Source organism: Pseudomonas yamanorum (assembly GCF_900105735.1).
In the GTDB taxonomy this organism is placed as follows: Bacteria; Pseudomonadota; Gammaproteobacteria; order Pseudomonadales; family Pseudomonadaceae; genus Aquipseudomonas; species Aquipseudomonas yamanorum.
Genome location: NZ_LT629793.1, coordinates 5,268,753 through 5,290,659 on the forward strand (window position 1 = coordinate 5,268,753; position 21,907 = coordinate 5,290,659).

24 protein-coding genes and 1 tRNA gene are annotated in these 21,907 nt (G+C 59.8%); 8 read left to right on the forward strand and 17 right to left on the reverse strand.

Annotated features, from left to right (window positions below):
• Positions 1-153: 153 nt before the first annotated feature.
• From BLU46_RS24845 to BLU46_RS24855, 3 genes are all read right to left on the reverse strand, one after another.
• Complete coding sequence (locus BLU46_RS24845; RefSeq protein ID WP_017475769.1) at positions 154-1,125, reverse strand: magnesium and cobalt transport protein CorA; 972 nt, start codon at positions 1,123-1,125, stop codon at positions 154-156.
• 71 nt (positions 1,126-1,196) lie between these two features.
• Positions 1,197-1,952 carry a lysophospholipid acyltransferase family protein gene (locus BLU46_RS24850; RefSeq protein WP_093207390.1) on the reverse strand — a complete coding sequence of 252 codons (756 nt, stop codon included), beginning with the start codon at positions 1,950-1,952 and terminating at the stop codon, positions 1,197-1,199.
• A 215-nt stretch (positions 1,953-2,167) separates the two neighbouring features.
• On the reverse strand, positions 2,168-2,857 hold the full coding sequence (locus tag BLU46_RS24855) for a crotonase/enoyl-CoA hydratase family protein (protein ID WP_076015114.1): 690 nt from the start codon (positions 2,855-2,857) through the stop codon (positions 2,168-2,170).
• Positions 2,858-3,190: 333 nt separating this feature from the next.
• Here BLU46_RS24855 and BLU46_RS24860 point away from each other — a divergent pair.
• Positions 3,191-3,280, forward strand: a tRNA-Ser gene (locus BLU46_RS24860).
• A 102-nt stretch (positions 3,281-3,382) separates the two neighbouring features.
• On the opposite strand, the gene BLU46_RS24865 is transcribed toward BLU46_RS24860, so the two are convergent.
• From BLU46_RS24865 to BLU46_RS24890, 6 genes are all read right to left on the reverse strand, one after another.
• Entirely contained in the window at positions 3,383-3,652 is a 270-nt protein-coding gene (locus BLU46_RS24865; protein ID WP_093207395.1) for a short-chain dehydrogenase, read from the reverse strand.
• 329 nt (positions 3,653-3,981) lie between these two features.
• Positions 3,982-4,335: a gamma-glutamylcyclotransferase family protein gene (locus BLU46_RS24870; RefSeq protein ID WP_093207400.1), complete on the reverse strand. Its 354-nt coding sequence runs from the start codon at positions 4,333-4,335 to the stop codon at positions 3,982-3,984.
• A 17-nt stretch (positions 4,336-4,352) separates the two neighbouring features.
• Entirely contained in the window at positions 4,353-4,961 is a 609-nt protein-coding gene (locus BLU46_RS24875; RefSeq protein ID WP_093210190.1) for a M24 family metallopeptidase, read from the reverse strand.
• Positions 4,962-5,173: 212 nt separating this feature from the next.
• A complete protein-coding gene (locus tag BLU46_RS32935) occupies positions 5,174-6,070 on the reverse strand; it encodes a hypothetical protein (protein WP_157721313.1) in 897 nt (298 codons plus the stop codon).
• Positions 6,071-6,202: 132 nt separating this feature from the next.
• On the reverse strand, positions 6,203-6,781 hold the full coding sequence (locus BLU46_RS24885; protein WP_063028041.1) for a DUF4337 domain-containing protein: 579 nt from the start codon (positions 6,779-6,781) through the stop codon (positions 6,203-6,205).
• 54 nt (positions 6,782-6,835) lie between these two features.
• A complete protein-coding gene (locus BLU46_RS24890; RefSeq protein ID WP_093207404.1) occupies positions 6,836-7,720 on the reverse strand; it encodes a LysR family transcriptional regulator in 885 nt (294 codons plus the stop codon).
• Positions 7,721-7,816: 96 nt separating this feature from the next.
• On the opposite strand from BLU46_RS24890, the gene BLU46_RS24895 reads away from it, so the two are divergent.
• Positions 7,817-8,785, forward strand: coding sequence for an SDR family oxidoreductase (locus BLU46_RS24895; RefSeq protein ID WP_093207409.1), 969 nt, complete (start codon positions 7,817-7,819; stop codon positions 8,783-8,785).
• Here the strand turns inward: BLU46_RS24895 and BLU46_RS24900 are convergent.
• Together BLU46_RS24900 and BLU46_RS24905 are read right to left on the reverse strand one after the other, a co-directional pair.
• Positions 8,772-9,128, reverse strand: coding sequence for a DUF2784 domain-containing protein (locus BLU46_RS24900; protein WP_093207414.1), 357 nt, complete (start codon positions 9,126-9,128; stop codon positions 8,772-8,774). The genes BLU46_RS24895 and BLU46_RS24900 overlap by 14 nt on opposite strands.
• Before the next feature lie 24 nt (positions 9,129-9,152).
• Positions 9,153-10,049 (reverse strand): LysR family transcriptional regulator, encoded by an 897-nt coding sequence (locus BLU46_RS24905; protein WP_093207417.1) that lies wholly within the window; start codon positions 10,047-10,049, stop codon positions 9,153-9,155.
• Between the two features lie 97 nt (positions 10,050-10,146).
• Between BLU46_RS24905 and BLU46_RS24910 the strand changes: the two genes are divergently transcribed.
• Complete coding sequence (locus BLU46_RS24910) at positions 10,147-10,995, forward strand: oxidoreductase (RefSeq protein WP_063028048.1); 849 nt, start codon at positions 10,147-10,149, stop codon at positions 10,993-10,995.
• 104 nt (positions 10,996-11,099) lie between these two features.
• Positions 11,100-11,786, forward strand: a complete 687-nt coding sequence (locus BLU46_RS24915) for an HAD-IA family hydrolase (protein ID WP_004371166.1) — start codon at positions 11,100-11,102, stop codon at positions 11,784-11,786.
• Between the two features lie 114 nt (positions 11,787-11,900).
• Here the strand turns inward: BLU46_RS24915 and BLU46_RS24920 are convergent, their stop codons facing one another.
• Entirely contained in the window at positions 11,901-12,293 is a 393-nt protein-coding gene (locus BLU46_RS24920) for a YbaN family protein (RefSeq protein ID WP_093207422.1), read from the reverse strand.
• A gap of 20 nt (positions 12,294-12,313) precedes the next feature.
• Positions 12,314-12,901, reverse strand: a complete 588-nt coding sequence (locus BLU46_RS24925; RefSeq protein ID WP_017477430.1) for a UPF0149 family protein — start codon at positions 12,899-12,901, stop codon at positions 12,314-12,316.
• Between the two features lie 330 nt (positions 12,902-13,231).
• Between BLU46_RS24925 and recQ the strand changes: the two genes are divergently transcribed.
• Both recQ and BLU46_RS24935 read left to right on the forward strand, forming a co-directional pair.
• Complete coding sequence (recQ, locus tag BLU46_RS24930) at positions 13,232-15,358, forward strand: DNA helicase RecQ (protein ID WP_017477431.1); 2,127 nt, start codon at positions 13,232-13,234, stop codon at positions 15,356-15,358.
• Positions 15,359-15,479: 121 nt separating this feature from the next.
• The gene (locus BLU46_RS24935) at positions 15,480-15,914 is read left to right on the forward strand and encodes a MarR family transcriptional regulator (RefSeq protein WP_017477432.1); all 435 of its coding nucleotides are present in this window, start codon (positions 15,480-15,482) and stop codon (positions 15,912-15,914) included.
• 132 nt (positions 15,915-16,046) lie between these two features.
• On the opposite strand, the gene BLU46_RS24940 is transcribed toward BLU46_RS24935, so the two are convergent.
• Positions 16,047-18,236, reverse strand: coding sequence for a patatin-like phospholipase family protein (locus BLU46_RS24940; protein WP_093207431.1), 2,190 nt, complete (start codon positions 18,234-18,236; stop codon positions 16,047-16,049).
• 83 nt (positions 18,237-18,319) lie between these two features.
• Between BLU46_RS24940 and BLU46_RS24945 the strand changes: the two genes are divergently transcribed.
• Positions 18,320-18,607, forward strand: a complete 288-nt coding sequence (locus BLU46_RS24945) for a SelT/SelW/SelH family protein (protein WP_093207434.1) — start codon at positions 18,320-18,322, stop codon at positions 18,605-18,607.
• Between the two features lie 10 nt (positions 18,608-18,617).
• Here the strand turns inward: BLU46_RS24945 and BLU46_RS24950 are convergent, their stop codons facing one another.
• From BLU46_RS24950 to BLU46_RS24960, 3 genes are all read right to left on the reverse strand, one after another.
• Positions 18,618-18,899: a hypothetical protein gene (locus BLU46_RS24950; protein ID WP_093207438.1), complete on the reverse strand. Its 282-nt coding sequence runs from the start codon at positions 18,897-18,899 to the stop codon at positions 18,618-18,620.
• Positions 18,900-19,030: 131 nt separating this feature from the next.
• Entirely contained in the window at positions 19,031-19,912 is an 882-nt protein-coding gene (locus BLU46_RS24955) for a DMT family transporter (protein ID WP_093207442.1), read from the reverse strand.
• Between the two features lie 155 nt (positions 19,913-20,067).
• Positions 20,068-20,859 (reverse strand): AraC family transcriptional regulator, encoded by a 792-nt coding sequence (locus BLU46_RS24960; protein WP_093207447.1) that lies wholly within the window; start codon positions 20,857-20,859, stop codon positions 20,068-20,070.
• 133 nt (positions 20,860-20,992) lie between these two features.
• On the opposite strand from BLU46_RS24960, the gene BLU46_RS24965 reads away from it, so the two are divergent.
• Entirely contained in the window at positions 20,993-21,802 is an 810-nt protein-coding gene (locus BLU46_RS24965) for a UDP-2,3-diacylglucosamine diphosphatase (protein ID WP_093207451.1), read from the forward strand.
• Positions 21,803-21,907: the final 105 nt, after the last annotated feature.

Genomic DNA, 21,907 nt, shown 5'->3' on the forward strand with positions numbered 1-21,907 from the left:
GCAAGAAGTACGGTCTTCAAGGCAAAGCAGATTAATGTGGGAGCTGGCTTGCCTGCGATAGCATCACCTTGGTGTCACTGACAAACCGAGGTGCCTGCATCGCAGGCAAGCCAGCTCCCACACGTTTGATCTCCAGCAAATTGAGCAGGTTTGTTACAGCCAGCCTGAACGCTTGAAACTGGCCCACAAACTCGTACACCCCACCGCAATAAACCCCAGCACCGCAAAATAGCCGTAGTGCCATTGCAGCTCCGGCATGTTCTGGAAGTTCATCCCGTAGATCCCGGCCACCGCCGTCGGGAATGCCAGAATCGCTGCCCACGCGGCAAACTTGCGTTGCACCACGCTCTGGCGCGACGCTTCCAGCAACACCCCAATCTCGATGGTCTGGCTGGCGATATCCCGCAGGGTGGTCAGGTCTTCCATCTGCCGCGTGACGTGAATCTGCACATCGCGAAAGTACGGGCGCATGTTCTTGTCGATAAACGGGAAGCTCAGTTTCTGCAACTCCTGACTGATCTCCACCATCGGCGCCACGTAGCGCTTCAGCCGCAGCACATCGCGGCGCAGGCCGTGGAGCTTCTGGATATCCGCTTCACTCAGGGAGTTGCACAACACGTTGCGTTCCAGCTCATCGACCTCGGCATGAATCGCCTCGCTCACCGGCTGGTAGTTCTCGGTAACAAAGTCCAGCAGCGCATAGAGTACGAAATCTTCCCCATGCTCCAGTAACAGTGGCCGCGCCTCACAACGCTGGCGCACGTAGCCGTAGGACGCCGAGTGGCCGTTGCGGGCGGTAATGATGTAGCCGCTGCCGGCAAAGATATGGGTTTCGATAAACTCCAGCTTGCCGTTATCGCGCACCGGCGAATAGGTCACGATAAACAGCGCGTCGCCGAAGGTTTCAAGCTTGGGGCGGCTATGTTTTTCCAGGGCGTCTTCGATGGCCAGTTCGTGCAGGTTGAACTGGCGTTGCAGGTTGGCCAGTTCCAGGGCGCTGGGCTCTTCCAGGCCGATCCACACAAAGTGGTCGGGCTTGGCGGCCCAGGCGGCGCCTTCGTCGAGGGTGATATCGGTGACTTTCTTACCGGCGCTATAGACGGCGGCCGCAACAACTCTACCCATAGTGCTGATCGCTTCTTCTTGAATGGCAGATGACAACTGTCAGGCAGCTTAGCTGCCCTGCCCAATCAGAGTCAGCAAATTCGGCGGGGTTCACCCGTGATTACAGGCGCAGTTTGCAGCTCGCGATCCATCGCCTCGATGCAATCGCGCATTTGCTCACGGCAGGTCTGCATTAACAGCGGCATGTCATCCATCGTCAGCCCCTTCGTAGGAATCGGCGGCAGCGAGCGAATCAGAATATCGCCACTGTTCCAGCGGTTGAGCTTCATCTGCTTCACGTAAGTGCTGACACACACCTGCACAATCGGCACGCCTGCGGCGATCGCCATCTGGAACGCGCCTTTCTTGAACGGCAGCAGGGTTTCGCCGAAGTTGCGCGTGCCCTCCGGGAACACCCAGATCGAGGTGTCTGCATGCTGCAAGGTGTGTGTGGTGGTCAGCATCGAGCGCCGCGCCTTGTGGGCGTTGCCCCGGTCAATCAACACATTGCCCGCCAGCCAGAACAGTTGCCCAAACAACGGCACCCACTTCAGGCTCTTCTTGCCGATACACACCGTGCGGTAGGGCACGACGGTGCCAAACACAAACAGGTCATAGTTGGACTGATGGTTGGCGATGATCACGCAACTGCTGGGCTTGGTGCGCAGCGAGTCGACCTCAGCCTTCACCCGCAGGCGCAACAGCCACATCGCCGGCACGGCATACAGGCGTGCGCAGTAACGGCTGTTGTCCGGATTGAACGGCCGACAGATCCCCAGCACCACGCCCAGTACGCCCGCAATCATAAAATGCAGGCCCATCAACAACATGCGTAACAAAAAAAGCATCGACACAGCCCATCGGGACAAAAGGTGGCGCAGTGTACGGATGTGCACTGTATTCGGCAATTGCCCCTATAGAGTCGGAAGATAGGCGATGTTTAAGCGCATGTTTCAACGTGCCGTGACAGACACCGCCTAGAGCGGTTGTAGGCAATCCGGAATTCTTTGTAAGAAAAAGCCCGACTCAAGGTCGGGCTTCGATTCAGCAGGCGTAGGTTTGATTAACCCAAGTGCCCCTGATCCTGAATGATCGCGTCATCCAGCGCTTCCAGCAGCGCCTTACGCACCTTCAGCTTGGTGTGCTTGTGGGCGTTCATATTGATCTTCTTCAGTTGGCGAGCTGCTTCCAGCGCCGCGGCCTGCAATTCTTCCGGCGCGACCACCTTATCCAGAAACCCGGCGCTCAACGCGTCCTGCGGGTTAAACATCTCGGCATTGATCACCGAGCGGTGGAAGGCCGACTTACGCAGACGATCCCGCGCCAGCTCGATCCCAGCGTGGTGCATGGTCATGCCGATCATCACTTCATTCAGGCCAATGCTGAAAGGCCCGTCCACGCCGATCCGGTAATCCGCCGACAGCAACAGGAACGCGCCCTTGGCCACCGCGTGCCCAGGGCAAGCAACGATCACCGGGAACGGGTGCGACAACAGGCGGCGGGCGAGGGTGGAGCCCGACGTCACCAGGCTCACCGCTTCTTTAGGGCCGGCGGTCATCACCTTCAAATCATAGCCACCGGACAAAATCCCCGGCGTGCCCGTGATGATCACCACCGCCCGATCTTTCTCGGCCTGATCCAGCGCTTCATTAAACGCACTGACCACTGCCGGCGAAATGGCATTCACCTTGCCGTTGCTCAGGGTCAGGGTCGCGATACCGTCTTCGAGGTGGTAGGCAATCAACTCACTCATGACGCGATTCCTTGTAATGCTTGTAATAGAAGGACAGACGGCAGACGTTACCCACCGCGCCCGCCCCGGTAAAGCGCCATGACTGACTACCCAGTCAGACTTTTCCCCCATGCCCGCCCGCAGGCGGCCTTCGGCAAGGCGCAGCAGCTACTATAGACAAGCGCCGCGAGTGCCCGAGAATGGCAGAATCGCCGTGGTGTGCATGGCGCCGCAGAGGGCTGGAACGGCATAACCGCCTAAGCGCATGAAAATTCTGAAAAAAACCTTTGCCATCGGAAAAGCTTTCGACTACATTAGCGCGCCTCGACAGACTGAATCAGTTTGACGAGATACGGTGAAGTGTCCGAGTGGCTTAAGGAGCACGCCTGGAAAGTGTGTATACAAGAAATTGTATCGAGAGTTCGAATCTCTCCTTCACCGCCAAATTCGATGTAAACAAAACCCCTGATTTCGAAAGAAGTCAGGGGTTTTGTGGTTTCTGGGGTTTGAATATGTGGTTGTGCTAGGCAAATTAAGCTAATGGGTTTAGGAACACTGCGTAGCCATACGCCGGCCTATAAAATCCAGCAAATCACAACCATCACGCAACGGAATCGAACACAGCAGCGAAAAGTCACTGAGCACAACCGTATCGCTGCTGATCTCCGCGCGCAGTGCCAGATTTTCAAGAACTTGAGTAACAGCACGAATTCGATACCCCGCAGCGTCAAGCAGTACGTCCAACGGCGCAGTGGTATCTACAAAAAGAGCAGGTGTCTCGCAATCGTTGCTGGTGAGGGCCATGTATCGGTTCATGCGTGAATCTCCGTTTGCTTAAGGAGAGCTGCCACACATTCGTTACCAAACAAAAGGGTGGCAGCTGTACGCAGGTTGGCGAACCGGACAAATTGGAAAACCGGCAGACCCGAAGGTCTCCCACGCACAGCTACCATCGAGCAGCTTATTGCGCGTAGGGGCATCCCGCAAACTTAGCCGGGAGGCCTCTGCCAATTTGTAGTCGAGTCGCCAAACCCGAGTCGCTATGAGAGCGACCGGCGAACTATATGTTCCACCTCACAAACCCGGCAGGGCACGCCTTCCGATTGATCTGTAGGGAATCACTCCGATTGACCAACTGCACGCTTTCAAGCCTGCACATACACCCAAGCCGTTAACCCCGAAGCCAACCCCACCGAAACCCGCTTATAGTCCGACACTTCATACGCATCCGCCGCCGTCAGTTCCTGCTCGGTAATCTGAAACACCATCCCTTCAACACTGTCCTCATTCCGCCCGCTCGGCGAAACAATCGGATGATGGGTCTTGCCACTGGCCGCCAACACCTCAGGATCGGTAATCTCCACCCAGCTTTTCGAATACCCCAGCATCGCATCCTGCTGACCCACCAACTCCCGCCCAAAGTTGGACAGTTGCACAGCCTTGTCCTGCAACGTGCCGTAGGAAAACAACAGCACGGAAAATTCGGTCGAGCGTTCCATCTTTATTCCTTGAAAAATTAGGCCAGCAAATCTTCGTAAAACGCACCATAAGCCCCGCTCGGGTGCGCGATCTGTATCTCCAGGATCCACAGCCCTTCATTGGGAAACTGGTCAAAATCCCCAAGGTCACCGCCACGATAAATCGCATGGGGGAAATCGCTGACGCGGTGCCCTTTGATGTCCAGGTTCAGCACCCAACCCATTTCCTTCGCTTGCTCTTCGGCAAAACGATACAGCTCCAGGCCGACGACTTTGTCGTTCTTCCAGCGCTGTTCCACCCGGTCAAACAACTCTTTCGCCGCGCGCGCACATGCGGCCATCTCGGGGTCGCTGCCGGTGATGAACGTCGCCCCGGCATCACCTTCGTGGCCTTGCCACACGGCGCCCATGTCGATGAAGTAGATGTCGTTTTCCCCCAGCACCGGGTCGCCGTCGGAGCGTTCCTTGAAGGTCTTGAGGGTGTTGGCGCCAAAGCGCACCAGCAGCGGGTGCCAGATGCGCTGCATGTCGAGGTCGGCGAGGACTTTTTTGCCGAGTTCCCGGGCTTCGGATTCGAGCATGCCGGGGCGGATGAGTTTGGACAGCGCTTCGATGGCGCGCCAGGTCATCGCCTGGGCGTAGCGCATTGACTCGATGCTGTAGGCGACGCCCACAGCTTCCTTGGATGATTGTGCGATCACCGGCTTTTCCTCGGTTTTATAGTGTCAGGCGTTATGCGTTTTACTATATAGCGAGTAGGTGTAGGACCCCAAGCGGATATGCCGGAATATGCCGATGTTTTCTGACGCGAGGGGTCTGGTGAATATGAGTGAGTCTAGGAGGAGGGGGTATCAGATGGTCAGTAGAAGATTCCCGCAAGATTGCCCTTTTCTACGAATTCACGCGGCTCGCGTAAAATTTGCTCCAGAATTGAGAGTCTCGAGCTGCCTTCTTCGCGTAGAAGGGTACCGACGAGTAGGCCTCTTTTAAGCGTCGCGAGCCCTGCGCCCGCCTTTCGGCTTCCTGAATGCTCAAAGCTCCACTTTGCCAGATTTCCATCCAGAAGCTGTCGGCCCGCAGTGTCTCGGAAGGTTTTGTTTGCGAAGTCGTAATAAGCATTTCGTACCTCCGGCACGTAGAAGGTCAGGGATTCATAGGTCGTTTTAATCATACGCTGGATATTGCCAAGCGTGTCACCGTCAACCCAGCTCAGCGACGGAATGCCCAGTTGTTCATCACCGTCAATTTGCCGCAGATGGGGTCGGACATGGTCGGTTGTTTTGTGTTTGAGGGCGGATGAAAGCATTGCATCGGTTCTGCGGCGCGTTGCTATGTCCGATAGCCCGTCCGGGTCACCGATAAACTCGCGCTTTGTATTGGCTGCGAAGGCCCCCACGGCGGCGTATATACCGTTACCACCTCTGCCTGGCTCAACCCAACTTACATCAATCCAAACCTTTTTTGGCTTCACCATCACGGAGAAGTAGTTTCCATTCATCCCTTCCGTACGAAAGGTATAAACCTCTGTATCGGAATAGATTTTCTCAACCTCAAGGCCGATAAATTTGGTGCCGAGGCTCACTTCCGGCATTAACTCAGTCAGGTATTTGGTGCTACTGGTCTGGTAGAGAAACAGGTCTTCCACTTGAGCGAAGATCTGAAGGCATTCTGCCGCGAAGTGATCATCCAGTGAGATGTTCAACGTTACAGGGCTTGTGGCATCCGGGACGCACTGACTGAATTCGTTTTCTCCCATCAATAGTCAACTTTCCAGGTTGCGAGCGATGGCGAATTTTATAGTCGGTTTGGTTTGGTGATAGCTATCAGCGAAATACGACGATACGTGACGCCGTATTTCTGCTTTTGAAGGGCGATGAAAATCCAGCTCTCAAATATGCAACCACGCCATCCCGCCGAGCACCACGCTCACACCGCCTGCGGTGTATGCCATGCGCTTCAACCATTCCTTCCTTGTCAGCAAGGTAATCGCCGCCAACGAAATCGCGATCTGAATCGCGGTCATCGCCTGCGCCCAGCGGTGATGCTGGTGCAGCGCCTGCTCTGACTTTTCATCCCATTCCTTCGAGGTGGCTTCAAGCTTTTCGGCTTGTTTGCGCACGTCCTCCTTCTGGGTTTTGTAACGCTCGATCTCGTCGGCGTAGTGCTTGGCGTCAACCCCCGGAATATGTGTTGCCAACTCGGCGAGGTTCTGCCGGCTGGATTTGGCCTGGTAGTAGTTCCACTGGTTGGCGGCTTCGGTCTTGAAGATGGCGGCGTTGTTTTTGTCCATCGCCGCTTCGCTTTCGGTGGAGCCGGCCTGGTAGCTGAGCATGGCGCCGACGGTGGCCATGATGGCGGTCATCACGGCGATGCGGCTGGCGAAATTGTCCCCGCTGCGGTGGGCATGTTCGGTGGCGTGTTCAACGTGTTTTTCGTGGGGGCTGGGAACTTCGAAGGCTTCGGACATGGGGGCGTCTATGAAGGGATTGAGGGACTCTGATTCTTCACCAGCGAAGCTGTCTCAATCCTGTACGTAATGCTGCAAACCGGCCACCAGGGCATCAAAGGTGACGCGGCAGCGTGGGCTGTTGCGCAGGTCTTCGTGCATGGTGACCCAGGTGTCCAGTTGCAGGGCAAAGGCGTCGGGCAGGACCCGGCTCAGGCGGGTGTCTTGCCGGGCCAGTTTGACCTGGCAGCCACCGATACCGGCGCCGGCGCGGATCAGTGCCAGTTGTGCGAGGTCGCTGTCGCTGCTGAGGGAAAAGGCGCTGCGCTCGAAGCCTTTGACGGCCAGGCTGCGGATGAAGGCGCTTTCCTGGTCGTAGCCGATGACTGAGTGGGTTGTCAGGTCATTCAGGCTCTGGGGCGTGCCGTGTTGTTGCAGGTAGTCGTTGCGGGCGTGCAGGCCGACTTCGATAACGCCGATGCGCTTCGCCAGCAGTTGTTCCTGGCTGGGTCGGACCATTCGCACGGCGATGTCGGCCTCCAGTTGCAGCAGGTCCAGCAGGCGGTTGCTCAGCACCAGTTCGACCTTGAGGTGCGGGTGCTGCTGGCGCAGGCGGGTGATGATCGGCGGCAGGACTTCCACGCCGATCACTTCGCTGGCAGACACCCGTACCACGCCGCGTACTTCCGGGCCTTGTGGAGAGGCGGCGCGCTCGAGGGCGGCAGCCGTGGTTTCCATGGTTTCGGCATGGGTGCGCAGGGTGAGGGCGACGGCGGTGGGCAGCAGGCCGCTGGCGGAGCGGGTGAACAGCACCACGTTCAGGGATTTCTCCAACGCAGCGATGTGCCGCCCGACGGTGGGTTGAGTGATGCCGAGCTGCCGTGCGGCCCCCGACAACGATCCTTCCTTGAGTACGCCGAGGAATGACCGGTAAAGCTCCCAACCAATATTTGATGCCATGCATAAATGTATAGCGTCTGGATGATCTTCGGCAATTCCTCTATAGCCTGCCGGCGAACAGAATCGCCCCATCAAACAACCCTCAGGGGAAAAAGCATGAGCAAGGTTCTGGTTTTGGGTGCGACGGGCGGGATTGGTGGTGAGGTGGCACGGCAGTTGTTCGCTGCGGGCTGGCAGGTGTGCGCCCTGACGAGGGATGTGGATAAGGCTCACAAGCAGAATGCCGATTTCACCTGGATAAAAGGTGATGCGCTGAACCGTGAGGAAGTCATCGCGGCGGCCAAGGGCTGTTCGGTGATCGTGCATGCGGTGAATCCGCCCGGTTACCAGCGCTGGGCGGAGCTGGTGCTGCCGATGATCGACAACAGCATCGCGGCGGCAGTCGCTGAAGGGGCGACAATTGTTCTGCCGGGCACGGTGTACAACTTCGGGCCGGATGCATTTGCGCGGTTGGAGGAGGATTCGCCGCAGCATCCACTTACCCGCAAGGGCGCGATCCGGGTGGAGATGGAGCAGCGTTTGCTCAAGTCGACCCAGCAGGGCGCACGGGCGCTGATCGTGCGGGCGGGCGATTTTTTCGGCGCCAAGGCCGGCAGCAGCTGGTTTTCCCAAGGCCTGGTCAAACCCGCAAAACCGGTGGCCATCGTGAGTTATCCGGGAGCACCGGGCGTGGGGCATCAGTGGGCCTATCTGCCTGATGTGGCGAGAACAATGGTCGAGTTGATTGCACGCCGCGACAGCCTTGATGCCTTCGCCCGCTTTCATATGGCGGGGCACATAGACGCTGATGGTCGGCAGATGAGCCAGGCGATTCAGCGGGTGGTGTCACGCAGGACCGGCCGCCAGCCTTCTGTCAGGGCTTTCCCATGGTGGCTGCTGAAACTGGCCGCGCCCTTTGTCACCACCTTCCGTGAGATGCAGGAGATGCGCTACCTATGGCAAACAGAGGTACGCATGGATAACCGTCACTTGGTGCAGGTGCTGGGCAGCGAACCGCACACGCCTCTGGATGAAGCGGTTGAGGCGACGTTGGCGGGCATTGGCTGTCTGCCTAGCGGCGCTTGATCAACCGCACATACACCGCGATGTTGATCAACAGCACCAGCGCGCCCAGCCCCAATTGAATCTGCGGCGTCAGCCCGGCCGGATAGATCAGAGTCAGGATGTAATGCTCGATGAAGCCACCCCCATAACCATCCTGCCCGGCCAAATGACGAAACAGGTTTTCCCAGCGGGTCAGCGGGCAGGGCAGGTGGAACACTTCCACCGCAACGCCCCAGGCAGCAGCGGGCAAATGCAGCCACATCACGGGCCGCCATTTGAGGGCGAGCAAACCGCCAAACAGCACGAACAGAATGAACGACAAATGAAACAGCACCAGGCCGTCAGCGGCGAAGCGGGAGAGCATGATTGGGTTCGCTTTTTGAAAGGATCAGGTCCCGAATTCTTCCTTCAGGAACTCGATGAACACCCGCAATTTCTTCGGCGTGTTCGTACGGTTGAAGTAATACAAATACAGCGCGCTGTGGGCAATCCAGTCGTCCAGCACCTCCACCAACTCACCGCGTTGCAGGTACTGCTCGACGCTGGAGCGCGCCACGTAGGCAAAGCCAAACCCGTCCAGCGCACCGCGCACCATCAATTCAACATCGTTGGTCGCCAGCCGGCCTTTTACCGTAACCCGCATCTGCTTGCCGGCTTTTTCAAAGTCCCAGCGGTGCAGCGAGCCGGTCTGCGCACTGCGGTAGTTGACGCACTCATGCTCTAGTAAATCGTGGGGATGAGCGGGCAGTTTGCGCCCCTGCAAATACTCCGGCGTGGCGACGATGACGAATCGCAACTGCGTCGCCACCGGCACCACCACCATGTCTTCGGCCAGCACATGGTCGTAGCGGATGCCCGCGTCAAAACCCTGGGCGACGATATCCACGAGGCTGTTGTCCACCGCCACTTCCAGGTTGATGCCCGGGTATTTGCGCAGGAAGCGCTGGAGCAACGGTTGCAGGACCATTCGGCTGGCGGTGGAGGGAATGTTCAGGCGCAAGGTACCGGCGGCGTCGACCGTAGCCGCTGCTACGCTGTGCAGGCTGGTTTGCAGCTCTTCCAGCAGCGGCGTGATCTTCTGGATCAATTGCTCGCCGGCCTCGGTCACGCTAACGCTGCGGGTGGTGCGGTTGAGCAGTTGTACGCCCAACTGTTTCTCCAGGGCGCGCACGCGATGGCTGACGGTCGACACCGAGAGGCTGCTGGCGTCGGCCGCCTGGGTGAAGCTTTTCGAGCGGGCGACCTGCAGGAACAGTCGCAACTGCTGAAAATCGGGCGTTTCCATTGTGTGGTATTTCCGAAAGGGCCTTGCAGATTATGCATCTTTTTAGCAAGAAGAGCGGCGCGCATACTTTTCCTACACACACGAGGATTGGCCCTTTATGACGACTTCCACCGCAAAACCCGTCTGGTTCATCACTGGCTGCTCCACCGGTTTCGGCCGCCAGCTGGCGTTGCACACCCTGAGCCTCGGCTACCCGACCGTGGTCACCGCACGCAATACGCAACAGGTGCAGGACATCGTCGCCGGTCACGAAGACAACGCGCTGGTTCTGACCTTGGACGTGACCGACCAGGCCCAGGTCGAGGCGGCTGTCAAAGCGGCTGAAGAACGTTTCGGCCATATCGACGTACTGGTCAACAACGCCGGTGTCGGCTACTTCGGCTCCTTCGAAGAAAGCGACCTGGATGACGTGCGCAACATGTTCGAAATCAACGTGTGGGGCCTGAGCGCCATGACTCGCGCGGCCTTGCCCGGCATGCGCGCCCGGCGTTCGGGCAGCATCGTGAACATTTCCTCGGTGGGCGGTGTGGCGGCGTTCCCGTCGCTGAGTTTCTACAATGCGACCAAGTTTGCGGTGGAGGGCCTTTCCGAGGCGCTGTCCCAGGAAGTCGCGCCGTTGGGCATCAAGGTGTTGCTGGTCGAGCCGGGCCCGTTCCGTACCGACTGGGCCGGACGTTCGGCCAACGAGGCGGCTCACGGGATTGCCGACTACAAAGAAACGGCGGTGGCCCGTGCCAACATGGTCCGTAACTACAGCGGCAAGCAGCCGGGTGATCCGGTGCGTGCAGCGATTGCCATCGTCAAAGCGGTGGAGGCCGAGCAGCCGCCATTGCGCTTGCTGCTGGGCAAGGCGGCGTTGACCTTTGCGCGGACCAAGGTGAAGGCATTGAGCGCTGATTTTGATGCATGGGCAGAGGTGACTGAGGGCGCTGATTTTCCTGAGTGAAACGCCGACAGGGTTCGGGACAGGCTCGTAACGGTTGCTAGCAGCGCAGGCGGGCCGTTATTGTGCTGAATCCTTTTAGTCCTTTTGCCCACGGATCTGTAGTGATGAATGCACCGCGTACCGCTGTCCCGATCAAGGCTGTCATTTTCGATATGGACGGGTTGTTGCTGGACACAGAAGGCATCTACACCGAAGTCACGCAGATCATCGCCGAACGTTACGGCCGTACCTATGACTGGGGGATCAAGCAGCACATCATTGGTCGCGGCGCCCAGGATCTGGCGGATTACGTGGTCAAGGCCCTGGACCTGCCGATTACGCCCGCCGAATTCCTGGTGATCCGCGAGCCGCTGATGAGCGAGCGTTTCCCCAAGGCCTTGGGCATGCCAGGCGCTGAGGCGCTGGTGCGGCACTTGAAGGCGCATAACATTCCGATTGCCGTGGGCACCAGTTCGTCGCGCAATTCGTTTGGCCACAAGACCACGCTGCACCGTGAGTGGTTTGGGCTGTTCGACACTATCGTGACCGCGGATGACCCGGAAGTGGGGGCGGCCAAGCCTGCGCCGGATATCTTCCTGACGGCGGCGCGCCGCTTGGGTGTGGCACCGGAGGATTGCCTGGTGTTTGAGGATTCGCCGTTTGGCGTGACAGCGGCGAAGGCTGCGCATATGACCGCGATCGCGGTGCCGGATGAGGCGATGGCGGACAGCAAGTATCACCATGCCGACCAGATTATTCGCAAGTTGGCTGACTTTGATTTGGCGGCGTATGGCTTGCCGCCGATGCGTTGAGCCCTCTGGATAAGCGCTGATCAAAATGTGGGAGCTGGCTTGCCTGCGATATCGGTGTGTCAGTCACCCCCGCTATCGCAGGCAAGCCAGCTCCCACACAAACCAGTGTTCACATTAGTTTTGCGGAGCCTTGGGTAGCGTCTTCTGCCGCAAAATATAAACCGTCACCAACACCGCACTGGTCAGCATGAACCCCCGCGCCCAGATCAGCGGCACCAAGTAGCAGGAAAACCCGATACTTACCCACATCAACCCAATGGCATACACCTTGCCCTTGAGCGGAATCCCGTTGCCATCCAGATAGTCACGAATCCACGGCCCCAGGCGCGGGTGTTCCACCAGCCATTGGTAGAAGCGCGGGGAGCTACGGGCAAAGCAGGCGGCGGACAGCAGAAGGAAGGGAGTCGTGGGCAGCACCGGCAGGAAGATGCCGATCACCCCAAGCGCTACGCTCAACCAGCCGATGGCCAGCAGAACGTAACGCGTGATCACAGAGCGATTGCCCATGGGCGCCACGGGCAAGGGTCTTAGTGGTGGCGAGGCTTGAGGATCGCCGGCTTTTCGTCAGGTGCGTTGCACAGCAGGTACAGGGCGGTCAGCGCTTCCGGGATCTGAACGATCATGTCGTCCATCAGGTTGGCGTCGGAGGCGATGTCGGAGAACTCAGGTTGCTCGTCGAACAGGCCGGAACCGACCATGATCGGCAGCAGCATTTCGCTGACTTCTTCTTCAGCCGTTTCGAACCAGGCCTCTTCACGCAGGAACACGCCTTCCATGAAGCCGATGCACCAGCCGCGCAGTTCGGAATCATCCGGATCTTCACCGAGGTCCAGGTCGCAAGGCAGTTCGAACTCTTCATCGGAAGCCAGTTGGCGGCCAATGTGAGCCTTGAGGGCCAGCAGGGTGGATTCGATTTCTTCGCGCTGGGCGGCATCACTGTAGTGAGGCTCTTCGGAGAACAGGGCGTCGATCCATTCACGATCAGGCACGACATCGGAGCAGATCGACAGCGCGGTCAGATAGCCGTGGGCGGCCACGTAGTCCAGCGCCTCGTCGTGCAGCTCATCGGCATCGAGGAAGGCTTGCAGGCGGGTTAGTTGCTCAGCGAAGGACATTGACGGACTACCTTGGGAATAAACGATGGGCAATTCTAGGCTTTCTTGAGCTGCCAGGCCAGCTTGTGGGAGCGGGCTTGCTCGCGAAGGGGACAATTGGGTCTACCTGACGGAATGAATTCCCAGCATTTCGGGCCATTTAATGGGCCTGTGCAATTCACCAACGGCACCCTTTGCCGGGTGACCCTCGGGTATACTGCCGCGTTTTGTGATGCCCCTACAGGCCAAGCGCCAGTCGCGGGAAAAGTTCGCTTACGGATTATTTCCCGCTCAAGCGTGCTTTTTCGACCAGCCTGTACAGAGGGATTTCGGCGATATTTGGAGTTTTTCATGCTCGAGCAGGCTCAACGCGTCCTCAAGGACATCTTCGGCTACGACAGTTTTCGTGGCCGCCAGGGTGCGATCATTGAGCGCGTGGCCAACGGCGGTGACGCCCTGGTACTGATGCCTACCGGCGGCGGCAAGTCGCTGTGTTTCCAGGTGCCGGCACTCCTGCGTGAAGGGCTTGCAGTGGTGGTGTCGCCGTTGATCGCCTTGATGGACGATCAGGTGGCCACTCTGGAAGAGCTCGGCGTGGCGGCTGCCGCGTTGAACTCCACCCTCAGCGCCGAACAGCAACGCGACCTCGCCGCCCGCATCAAGCGCGGCGAAGTGAAGATGCTTTACCTCGCCCCCGAGCGCCTGGTGCAGCCGCGCATGCTGGCGTTCCTGCAGAGCCTGGAAATTTCCCTGTTCGCCATCGACGAAGCCCACTGTGTGTCCCAGTGGGGCCACGATTTCCGTCGTGAATACTTGCAGCTGGGTCAACTGGCGGAGCTGTTCCCCAACGTCCCGCGCATTGCCCTGACCGCCACGGCCGACAAGCGCACCCGCGAAGAAATCGTCGAGCGTCTGCACCTGCAAAACGCCGAGCGGTTCCTCTCGAGCTTCGACCGGCCGAATATTTTTTACCGCATCGTGCCCAAGGAACAGCCGCGCAAGCAGTTGCTGGCATTCCTTTCCGATCGGCGCAGTGACGCAGGCATCGTCTACTGCCTGTCCCGCAAGAAAGTCGACGAGGTCGCCGCATTCCTCAGTGAGCAGGGCTACCCGGCGCTGCCGTATCACGCGGGCCTGCCCAACGAACTGCGGGCGTACCACCAGAAGCGCTTCCTCAACGAGGAAGGTTTGATCATGGTCGCTACCATCGCGTTCGGCATGGGCATCGACAAATCCAACGTGCGCTTCGTGGCCCACATGGACCTGCCCAAATCCCTCGAGGCGTACTACCAGGAAACCGGACGTGCCGGCCGTGATGGCCTGCCGGCGGATGCCTGGATGGTCTACGGCCTGCAAGACGTGGTGATGCTCAAGCAGATGCTGCAGAACTCCGAAGGCGACGAGCGCCATAAGCGCCTGGAACAGCACAAGCTCGACGCCATGCTCTCGCTGTGTGAAGAAACCCGCTGCCGTCGCCAGACCTTGCTCGCCTACTTCGACGAAGACATGCCCCAACCCTGCGGCCATTGCGACAACTGCGTCGACGGCGTGCAGACCTGGGACGCCACCGAGCCGGCGCGTCAGGCGTTGTCGGCGATCTACCGTACCGGCCAGCGCTATGGCGTCGGCCATCTGGTGGATGTGTTGCTGGGCAAGGACAACGAGAAGATTCGCAGCTTCGGCCACGAAAAACTCTCGGTCTACGGCGTCGGCAAAGACCGCGCTGAAGGCGAATGGCGCTCGCTGTTCCGGCAGATGGTCGCCCGTGGCCTGGTGGACATCGACCTGGAAGGCTACGGCGGCCTGCGCCTGAACGACAGTTGCCGGCCGCTGCTCAAGGGCGAAGTCAGCCTGGAGCTGCGCCGCGACCTCAAGCCGCAAACCACCCCCAAAACCAGCACCAGCCAAGCCAGCCAACTGGTGCGCTTCGAAGAGCGCGAACAGTGGGAAGCTTTGCGTGCATTGCGCAAGAAGCTGGCGCAGGAACACAGCGTGCCGCCTTACGTCATCTTCCCCGACTCCACGTTGCTGGAAATGCTCCGCGAGCATCCCACCACCCTGGGCGAAATGGCCAGGGTCAGCGGCGTCGGTGCGCGCAAGCTGGAGCGTTACGGCCAGGCGTTCCTCGAAGTGCTCGGCGGCCAGGTCGAGGCGCCGAAAGAGGTGGCCGATATCCGCCACGAGTTGATCAGCCTGGCCCGTGCCGGCATGACCCCGATCCAGATCGCCGGGCAGTTGCAGTGCTCGGAAAAAAACGTCTACACCTTGTTGGCGGAATCCATCGGCAAGCAGCAGTTGTCGTTGGAGCAGGCCCTTGATTTGCCGGAAGATTTGCTCGGCGAAATCCAGGATGCATTCCTGGACGGAGAAGGCGAATTGCCACCTGTTTCCGAGATTGCGCCGCTGTTTACCGGGCGTGTGCCTGAAGGCGTTTTGTACTGCGTAAGGGCCGCTTTGCAGTCGGAATTCGAGATTTGATGTGCCAATTACGACAATGTAACGAATCAGTACATACCGGGTCTTGCCTACTGGCATGGGTCATGCTTAGCTGACTAATAATTAGCCACACTTTATTTTCAGTCTAATCCATGAGTTTTTTATGCCGTTAACCGATCAACACCGTTTTGGCATGCAGTTGGCGCAGATGTCCCGAGGTTGGCGTGCCGAGCTGGATCGTCGTCTGGCAGGTCTGGGCTTGTCCCAGGCACGCTGGCTGGTGCTGCTGCACCTGGCCCGTTTTACCGAACCGCCGACCCAGCGTGAGCTGGCGCAAAGTGTCGGGGTAGAAGGGCCTACATTGGCGCGTTTGCTCGACAGCCTGGAAAGCCAGGGCCTGGTGCAACGCCAGGCCGTTGTGGAAGATCGCCGCGCCAAGCGCATCGTGCTGTGCGACACCGCGAAGCCGTTGATCGAACAGATTGAAACCATCGCCACGGCCTTGCGCCATGAGCTGTTTGTGGGCGTCGATGAAGAGGATCTGCGGGTGTGCATGCGGGTGCATGAGCACATCCTCGGAAATCTCGAGAAGTCCTGATCCCAAGTACACAGAAGATCAAAAATGTGGGAGCGGGCTTGCTCGCGAAAGCGGAGTGTCAGTGAATACATGTGCTGACTGACACACCGCCTTCGCGAGCAAGCCCGCTCCCACATGGGTTTTGTGGCGTAGTCAGAACGTCTGCCCCAGGTTCAGATACACGGCCTGTTGATTGTCATCGTTAAACCCGTAACTGAAATTCAACGGCCCCAGCGGCGTATCAAACCCCAGGAAAATACTGGCGGCGTTGATGTACCCGCTGTCGTATTCATTGTCGTTGTTCCACGCTCGCCCGCGCTCCAGTGACGCGCCCAGGTACAACGGGAAGTCCAGCGGCAAGTAAGACCGCGGCGTCAGCCGGCGGTAGTAAACCGCGCGCATCAGGCTGATGTTCTGCCCCGCAATCGCATCCTCGCGAAAGCCCGACAACTGCCGCGCGCCCCCCAGCAGGAAGCTGGAAATCACCACATCCGACTTATCCAGAGTGCGCCCATAACGCCCGCCGAGGATCAGCGTGTCCGGCCCGCTGCTCATGGCTTTGTCCAGCTTGAACTCCCACTGGCGATAGCGCTGGTCCGAACCCAGCCCCGGTTCGAACTCCCGGAAGGCCAAGCCAATGTCTTCGCCGGTATGGGGGAAGTACACGTTGTCGAACGAGTCGAAGGAGTACTTCAGCTCATAGAAGCCCTCGCTGAAGTTGATGCTCGGTGAATCCCGGTCACCAATGCGCACATCCGCCTTGCCCCAGGCCTCGCCGACGCCGAAACGAATCTCGCCGCTGTTGCCGATCTGCCGGCCCACGTTCAAGCCGAAGCCGTAGCGTTCCAGGCGGTACTCGGAGATCGGGTTGTTGTCTTCGATCAGTTCAACGTTTTGCGCCTGGGCACTGATATAGGGCGCGACGAAGTACCGCGAGCCGGTGTCCATCGGCTGATAGAACTCGCTGTAAAGCTCCTGCTTGTCACCGATCTGCACCCGCGTCAGCCATTCGGCGCCGAGTCGGTTGATGCCGTTCATGCGGTAGCTGGCGCCGAGGTTGAAGGCGCTGTCGCCGCGCATGTCATCCGACAGGTTCAGGCCCAGGCGCAGGTAGTCGGTGCCGCTGCGTTTGCCTCGGGCGCTGATGACCAGGGTATTGTCCTTGCCCTTTTTCACCACGCGGTATTGCACCTGCTCGAAGTAATCCAGGCCGTAAAGGGTGCCCATGTCGGTTTGCAGGCGGGCCATGTCCAGAGGCTCGCCGAGGTTCTGGCGGATGTAGTAGCGGATCACCTCGTCGCCCACCTTGGAGTCGTTTTCCACTTTGATCGCGGTAATCACGGGATTGCGCTCGCCGGGCGTGCGGGCGGCCACCAGGGACGGGTCTACCGGCTCGGCCGGGCGCAAGTGGGCCAGGCGTACGTCGAGGGCGCGGGTGGCGCGGTAGCCCGCGTCGATCATGTCCTTGGCGCGACCGAAATCCGTCACGCCGTAGGCAGCCAATGGCGGCTGGATCAGTACGTCGCGGGGGCCCAGGGCCTTGAGTTGTTCTTCAGAGTTACGCCGGGTCATCAGCGTGATGGACTGGTTGAGCACGTCCACCACGGTGTTGAGTTGCTTGCGTGAACGCAGCGGGGTGCCGATGTCGACGACGATGGCGATGTCGACCCCCATTTCCCGCGCCACATCCAGCGGGATGTTATCGGTCATGCCCCCGTCCACCAGCAGCCGTCCATCCAGCTCTACCGGGGCAAACACCGCCGGGATCGACATGCTGGCGCGGATCACCTGGGGCAGGTGGCCTTTGCGGAACACCACCTTTTCACCACTGGTGATGTCGGTGGCGACGGCGCGGAAGGGGATGGGCAGCTTGTCGAAATCCCGTACGTTACTGGTGTGGGCAAACATGCTTTCCAGCAGCAAGGCCAGGTTCTGACCCTGGATCACCCCCAGTGGCAGGCCCAGGCTGCCGTCGTCGCGGAAGCTGAGTTTCTGTTTGACCAGGAAATCCCGGTCATCCTGCTTGCGCCGGAACGGTACATCTTCCCGTGGCGGCGCGTCGGACAGGGCGAGCCTCCAATCGATGCTCAACGCGAGTTTCTCCAGCTCATCGATCTTGTAGCCCGAGGCATACAGCCCGCCGATCACTGCGCCCATGCTGGTGCCGGCGATCGCATCGATGTGGATGCCTTGCTCCTCAAGAGCCTTGAGCACGCCAATGTGCGCCAGGCCACGGGCGGCACCGCCGGAGAGCACCAGGCCGATCTTCGGGCGCGGGTTTTCGACGGCTTGGACGAGGACAGGGAGCAGGCACAGCAACAGGCAGGACAACAGGCGGCGCATCATCAATCTCAAGGCAGGACGATAAAGGCCGGTATTATAGCCACTCGATCCTTTCAACCCGCCAAGCAGGAGCCAGTCAATTCATGTCAGCGGCCAAACCCGAGATTGTCATCACGTATTGCACCCAATGTCAGTGGTTGCTGCGCGCCGCCTGGCTGGCCCAGGAGCTGTTGAGCACCTTCGCAGACGACCTCGGCAAAGTGGCCCTGGAGCCGGCCACTGGCGGTGCGTTTCGGATTACCTGCGACGGTGTGCAGATCTGGGAGCGCAAGGCTGATGGTGGCTTCCCGGAAGCCAAGGTGCTCAAGCAACGGGTACGCGACCAGATCGACCCGCAACGGGACCTGGGGCATAACGACCGCGTGCAATAAGCATCAGCGCTTACTTGGTGGCCATCCGCTGTTTCACCCAACTGACGAGAATCGTCAGGACCAACCCGCCGACCCCGCCGCCGATGATGTTGCTGGCCAGGGCGGCAAGCGTCAGGTCAGTCGCGGTCTCGGTGCCGGTGATCAGAGAAACGATCTGGCCCAATACCAGGCCGCCGACCCCGCCAACCAGCGTATTGAGCCCGGTGCCCAGGCTGTGTTTGCCCAGGCCGGCGATCTGCCCGCCGATGGCGCCGCTGATCATTTGAAGGACCAGGCTGATGAAGATTTCCATGGTGCAACCCCTGCATCGCGTTGATGGAATGACCACTCGCTTGCAGCAACTTCAAAAAGCACCCGGGCTGTTGTCGAGAAGTCTGGATCCGTTGAACGACCACACACTGTCACGGACACACGAAGTATAGATCAGGCCGTGGCGGCCGGCTGCTTGGCCGGTTTGGCGTTGCCCATCAGCCCGGACACCACGATGGCCACGATGATCAGTGCGCCGCCCATCAGCATGCGCAGGGTCGGGGTTTCGGCAAACAGCAGCCAGGCCATGGTGATGCCGTACACCGGCTCCATGGCAAACACCACCGCGGCGGTGCGCGCCTTGAGTACCGCGAGGCTGGCGACAAACAGGCTGTGGGCCAGGCCGGTGCAGAACACCCCGAGCAGGCCGATCCATAGCCAGTCCAATGCGCGCACCTCCGCGAGCCCAGGCGCAGCCACCGGCAACAGGCACAGCGCGACCACCACGTTCTGGCACAAGGCCGCCTGCACCGGCGGGATGCGCCCACTGGCGCGGTTGTTCAGCGACAGCAGCGAGAACAGCAAGCCGGAACCGACGGCCCACAACAGGCCGCTGGTGGCCTGGCTGGCGAGGTTGAAGTCCGGCGTGACCAGCACCAGGCCGATGCTGACCAGCACCACCAGCAGGATTTCGTTGGCGCGAATCCGCTCGCGGAAAATCAGGCCTTCGAGGATCACCGTAAAGGCCGGGAAGGTGGCGAAGCCCAGGGTGGCGATGGCCACGCCGGCGACCTTCACCGCAATAAAGAAACTCACCCAATGCCCGGCCAGCAACAGGCCGCTGACCAGCAGGCGGCGCCAGTCGCGGGCTTGCAGCCTCTGCCAGGTGGTGTTGCTGGCGAAACGCGCAAAGATCGCCAGGGCAAGCACCGCGAACGCGGCGCGACCGAACACGATAATTGCCGGCGAGGCGGCCGCCAGCTTGCCGAACACGCCAGTGAGGCCAAACATCAATGCGCCGATATGCAGGGCGCCGAGGGCTGTGCGGGGAGTCATTGCGATCCTTAGACAACGGGTTTACAGGATCGCAGTCTAGAGGGTTGCAGGCGTTCGCGTCTGTCGTTGGGCTCGCGGGTTTTGTCGCAGGGCTCTTACCAGGAAGCGATCCCCTGTGGGAGCTGGCTTGCCTGCGATGCAAGCGACTCGGTATTTCAGAGCGCGCGCGGTGATGCTATCGCAGGCTCGACAGCTCCTACACCGGGCGGTGTTCGTCTGAAGGCTCGGGGCGAGAGGCCAAACTCCCGCAACATCGCCGCAGCAAATGCACTTTGCGAACCGTAGCCAACCCGCGCGGCAATCTCGCCGATGGGCAATTGGCTGTTGCGCAACAGGTCGCGCGCCATCTGCAAGCGCCGGGTACGGAGGTAGTCCATCGGCGTTTGCCCGCACTCTGCGATAAACCGCGCATGCAGACGGGCGACGGACAGGTCGGCGATCTTCGCCAGGTCTGCCACTTGCAGCGGATGTGCGGCGTGCCGCTGAATATGCGCATCGAACGCGGCATAGGGCAGGCGCTTGCCCGTCGGCGGCTGTACGAGATTGAGGCTGGCCAGCAGTAATACGGCGCCTTGCTGGGCGATCAGCGGATCGTCCACCGGGCTGCTCGCCAGCCATTGCACCAGTTGGCTTTGGCGATTGTCGAGAGTCAGGTGGGCGGACTGGTCGAGCAAGCGACGGCTGGCGTCGGCATGCTCCCCCAGGGACTGAGCCAACCAGTGTCCGTCAGGCACGTCCAGTACAAGGCAGCGGCTGCCATCGCGGCTGATACACGCGTGATGAGCGGCGTAGGGCAGCACCATCACGCTGCTGTGTTGTACCTGGCTGCCACGGCCATCCACCTCGAAGTCCAGATGCCCGGACAGGCCAAACACCAGCTGCGCGTGTTCATGGCTGTGGGCGATAGGCTCTTCGACGTAGTGGCGTAGCGTGAGGTTGGGTCTCATCGCAGTCTCCTGGGCAGGCCCGCAGTTTACATCGCTTCACCGGCCTTGGGCGCTGTCATCAGACTGACGCAACACTGTCATGGGCTATTAACCCCATGGGCGCAAGCTCGCGAAAACACCGTGAGGCATGCCCATGACCAGCGCCGAACTCGCCAAGCCCAGCCGCAAGCAACGCGTGCGTACCCTGTGGGTTTCCGACGTGCATTTGGGCACCCGGGATTGCCAGGCCGAACACCTCTCGCATTTTCTCAAGGGCTACCACGCCGACAAGGTCTACCTGGTGGGCGATATCATCGACGGCTGGAAGCTGCGCAGCGGCATGTATTGGCCCCAGGCCCATACCAACGTGATCCGCCGACTGCTGACCATGAGCAAGCGCGGCACCGAGGTGATCTACGTCACCGGCAACCACGATGAGTTTCTGCGGCGTTATTCGAAGCTGATCCTCGGCAATATCCAGCTGGTGGACGAAGCGGTGCACGTGACTGCCGATGGCCGGCACCTGCTGGTGATCCATGGCGACCAGTTCGATGTGATCACCCGGTATCACCGCTGGCTGGCGTTCCTTGGCGATTCGGCCTACGAATTCACCCTCACGCTCAACCGCTGGCTGAACCACTGGCGGGCGCGTTATGGCTACGGCTACTGGTCGTTGTCGGCGTACCTCAAGCACAAGGTCAAGACGGCGGTCAGCTTTATCAGTGATTTTGAAGAAGCGATTGCCCATGAAGTGACCAAGCGCGAATTGCACGGCGTGGTGTGCGGGCATATCCACCATGCGGAGATTCGCAAGGTGGGCGAGGTGGATTACCTCAATTGCGGGGATTGGGTGGAGTCGTGCACAGCGCTGATCGAGCACTGGGACGGGCATATCGAGCTGTATCGGTTGGCGGATGCCCAGGCGAAAGAGGCGCAGCTAAAGGCCGAAATGGTCGCGGGCTAAAGACAGGCTCGGTCCCAATGTGGGAGCTGGCTTGCCTGCGATAGCATCGACTCGGTTTTATAGACAGACCGAGTCGTCTGCATCGCAGGCAAGCCAGCTCCCACA

Bases quoted from the DNA above. Each gene is read 5' to 3' on its own strand.
- BLU46_RS24855 (WP_076015114.1), bottom strand. From the start codon at position 2,857: ATGAGTGAGTTGATTGCCTACCACCTCGAAGACGGTATCGCGACCCTG.
- BLU46_RS24940 (WP_093207431.1), bottom strand. From the start codon at position 18,236: ATGCGCCGCCTGTTGTCCTGCCTGTTGCTGTGCCTGCTCCCTGTCCTC.
- BLU46_RS24890 (WP_093207404.1), bottom strand. From the start codon at position 7,720: ATGGCATCAAATATTGGTTGGGAGCTTTACCGGTCATTCCTCGGCGTA.
- BLU46_RS24885 (WP_063028041.1), bottom strand. From the start codon at position 6,781: ATGTCCGAAGCCTTCGAAGTTCCCAGCCCCCACGAAAAACACGTTGAA.
- BLU46_RS24920 (WP_093207422.1), bottom strand. From the start codon at position 12,293: ATGGGCAATCGCTCTGTGATCACGCGTTACGTTCTGCTGGCCATCGGC.
- BLU46_RS24870 (WP_093207400.1), bottom strand. From the start codon at position 4,335: ATGGAACGCTCGACCGAATTTTCCGTGCTGTTGTTTTCCTACGGCACG.
- BLU46_RS24965 (WP_093207451.1), top strand. From the start codon at position 20,993: ATGACCAGCGCCGAACTCGCCAAGCCCAGCCGCAAGCAACGCGTGCGT.
- BLU46_RS24905 (WP_093207417.1), bottom strand. From the start codon at position 10,049: ATGGAAACGCCCGATTTTCAGCAGTTGCGACTGTTCCTGCAGGTCGCC.
- BLU46_RS24915 (WP_004371166.1), top strand. From the start codon at position 11,100: ATGAATGCACCGCGTACCGCTGTCCCGATCAAGGCTGTCATTTTCGAT.
- BLU46_RS24875 (WP_093210190.1), bottom strand. From the start codon at position 4,961: ATGCGCTACGCCCAGGCGATGACCTGGCGCGCCATCGAAGCGCTGTCC.
- BLU46_RS24955 (WP_093207442.1), bottom strand. From the start codon at position 19,912: ATGACTCCCCGCACAGCCCTCGGCGCCCTGCATATCGGCGCATTGATG.
- BLU46_RS24950 (WP_093207438.1), bottom strand. From the start codon at position 18,899: ATGGAAATCTTCATCAGCCTGGTCCTTCAAATGATCAGCGGCGCCATC.
- BLU46_RS24895 (WP_093207409.1), top strand. From the start codon at position 7,817: ATGAGCAAGGTTCTGGTTTTGGGTGCGACGGGCGGGATTGGTGGTGAG.
- BLU46_RS24850 (WP_093207390.1), bottom strand. From the start codon at position 1,952: ATGCTTTTTTTGTTACGCATGTTGTTGATGGGCCTGCATTTTATGATT.
- BLU46_RS24865 (WP_093207395.1), bottom strand. From the start codon at position 3,652: ATGAACCGATACATGGCCCTCACCAGCAACGATTGCGAGACACCTGCT.
- BLU46_RS24845 (WP_017475769.1), bottom strand. From the start codon at position 1,125: ATGGGTAGAGTTGTTGCGGCCGCCGTCTATAGCGCCGGTAAGAAAGTC.
- BLU46_RS24910 (WP_063028048.1), top strand. From the start codon at position 10,147: ATGACGACTTCCACCGCAAAACCCGTCTGGTTCATCACTGGCTGCTCC.
- BLU46_RS24925 (WP_017477430.1), bottom strand. From the start codon at position 12,901: ATGTCCTTCGCTGAGCAACTAACCCGCCTGCAAGCCTTCCTCGATGCC.
- BLU46_RS24900 (WP_093207414.1), bottom strand. From the start codon at position 9,128: ATGCTCTCCCGCTTCGCCGCTGACGGCCTGGTGCTGTTTCATTTGTCG.
- BLU46_RS24945 (WP_093207434.1), top strand. From the start codon at position 18,320: ATGTCAGCGGCCAAACCCGAGATTGTCATCACGTATTGCACCCAATGT.
- BLU46_RS24935 (WP_017477432.1), top strand. From the start codon at position 15,480: ATGCCGTTAACCGATCAACACCGTTTTGGCATGCAGTTGGCGCAGATG.
- BLU46_RS32935 (WP_157721313.1), bottom strand. From the start codon at position 6,070: ATGGGAGAAAACGAATTCAGTCAGTGCGTCCCGGATGCCACAAGCCCT.
- recQ (WP_017477431.1), top strand. From the start codon at position 13,232: ATGCTCGAGCAGGCTCAACGCGTCCTCAAGGACATCTTCGGCTACGAC.
- BLU46_RS24960 (WP_093207447.1), bottom strand. From the start codon at position 20,859: ATGAGACCCAACCTCACGCTACGCCACTACGTCGAAGAGCCTATCGCC.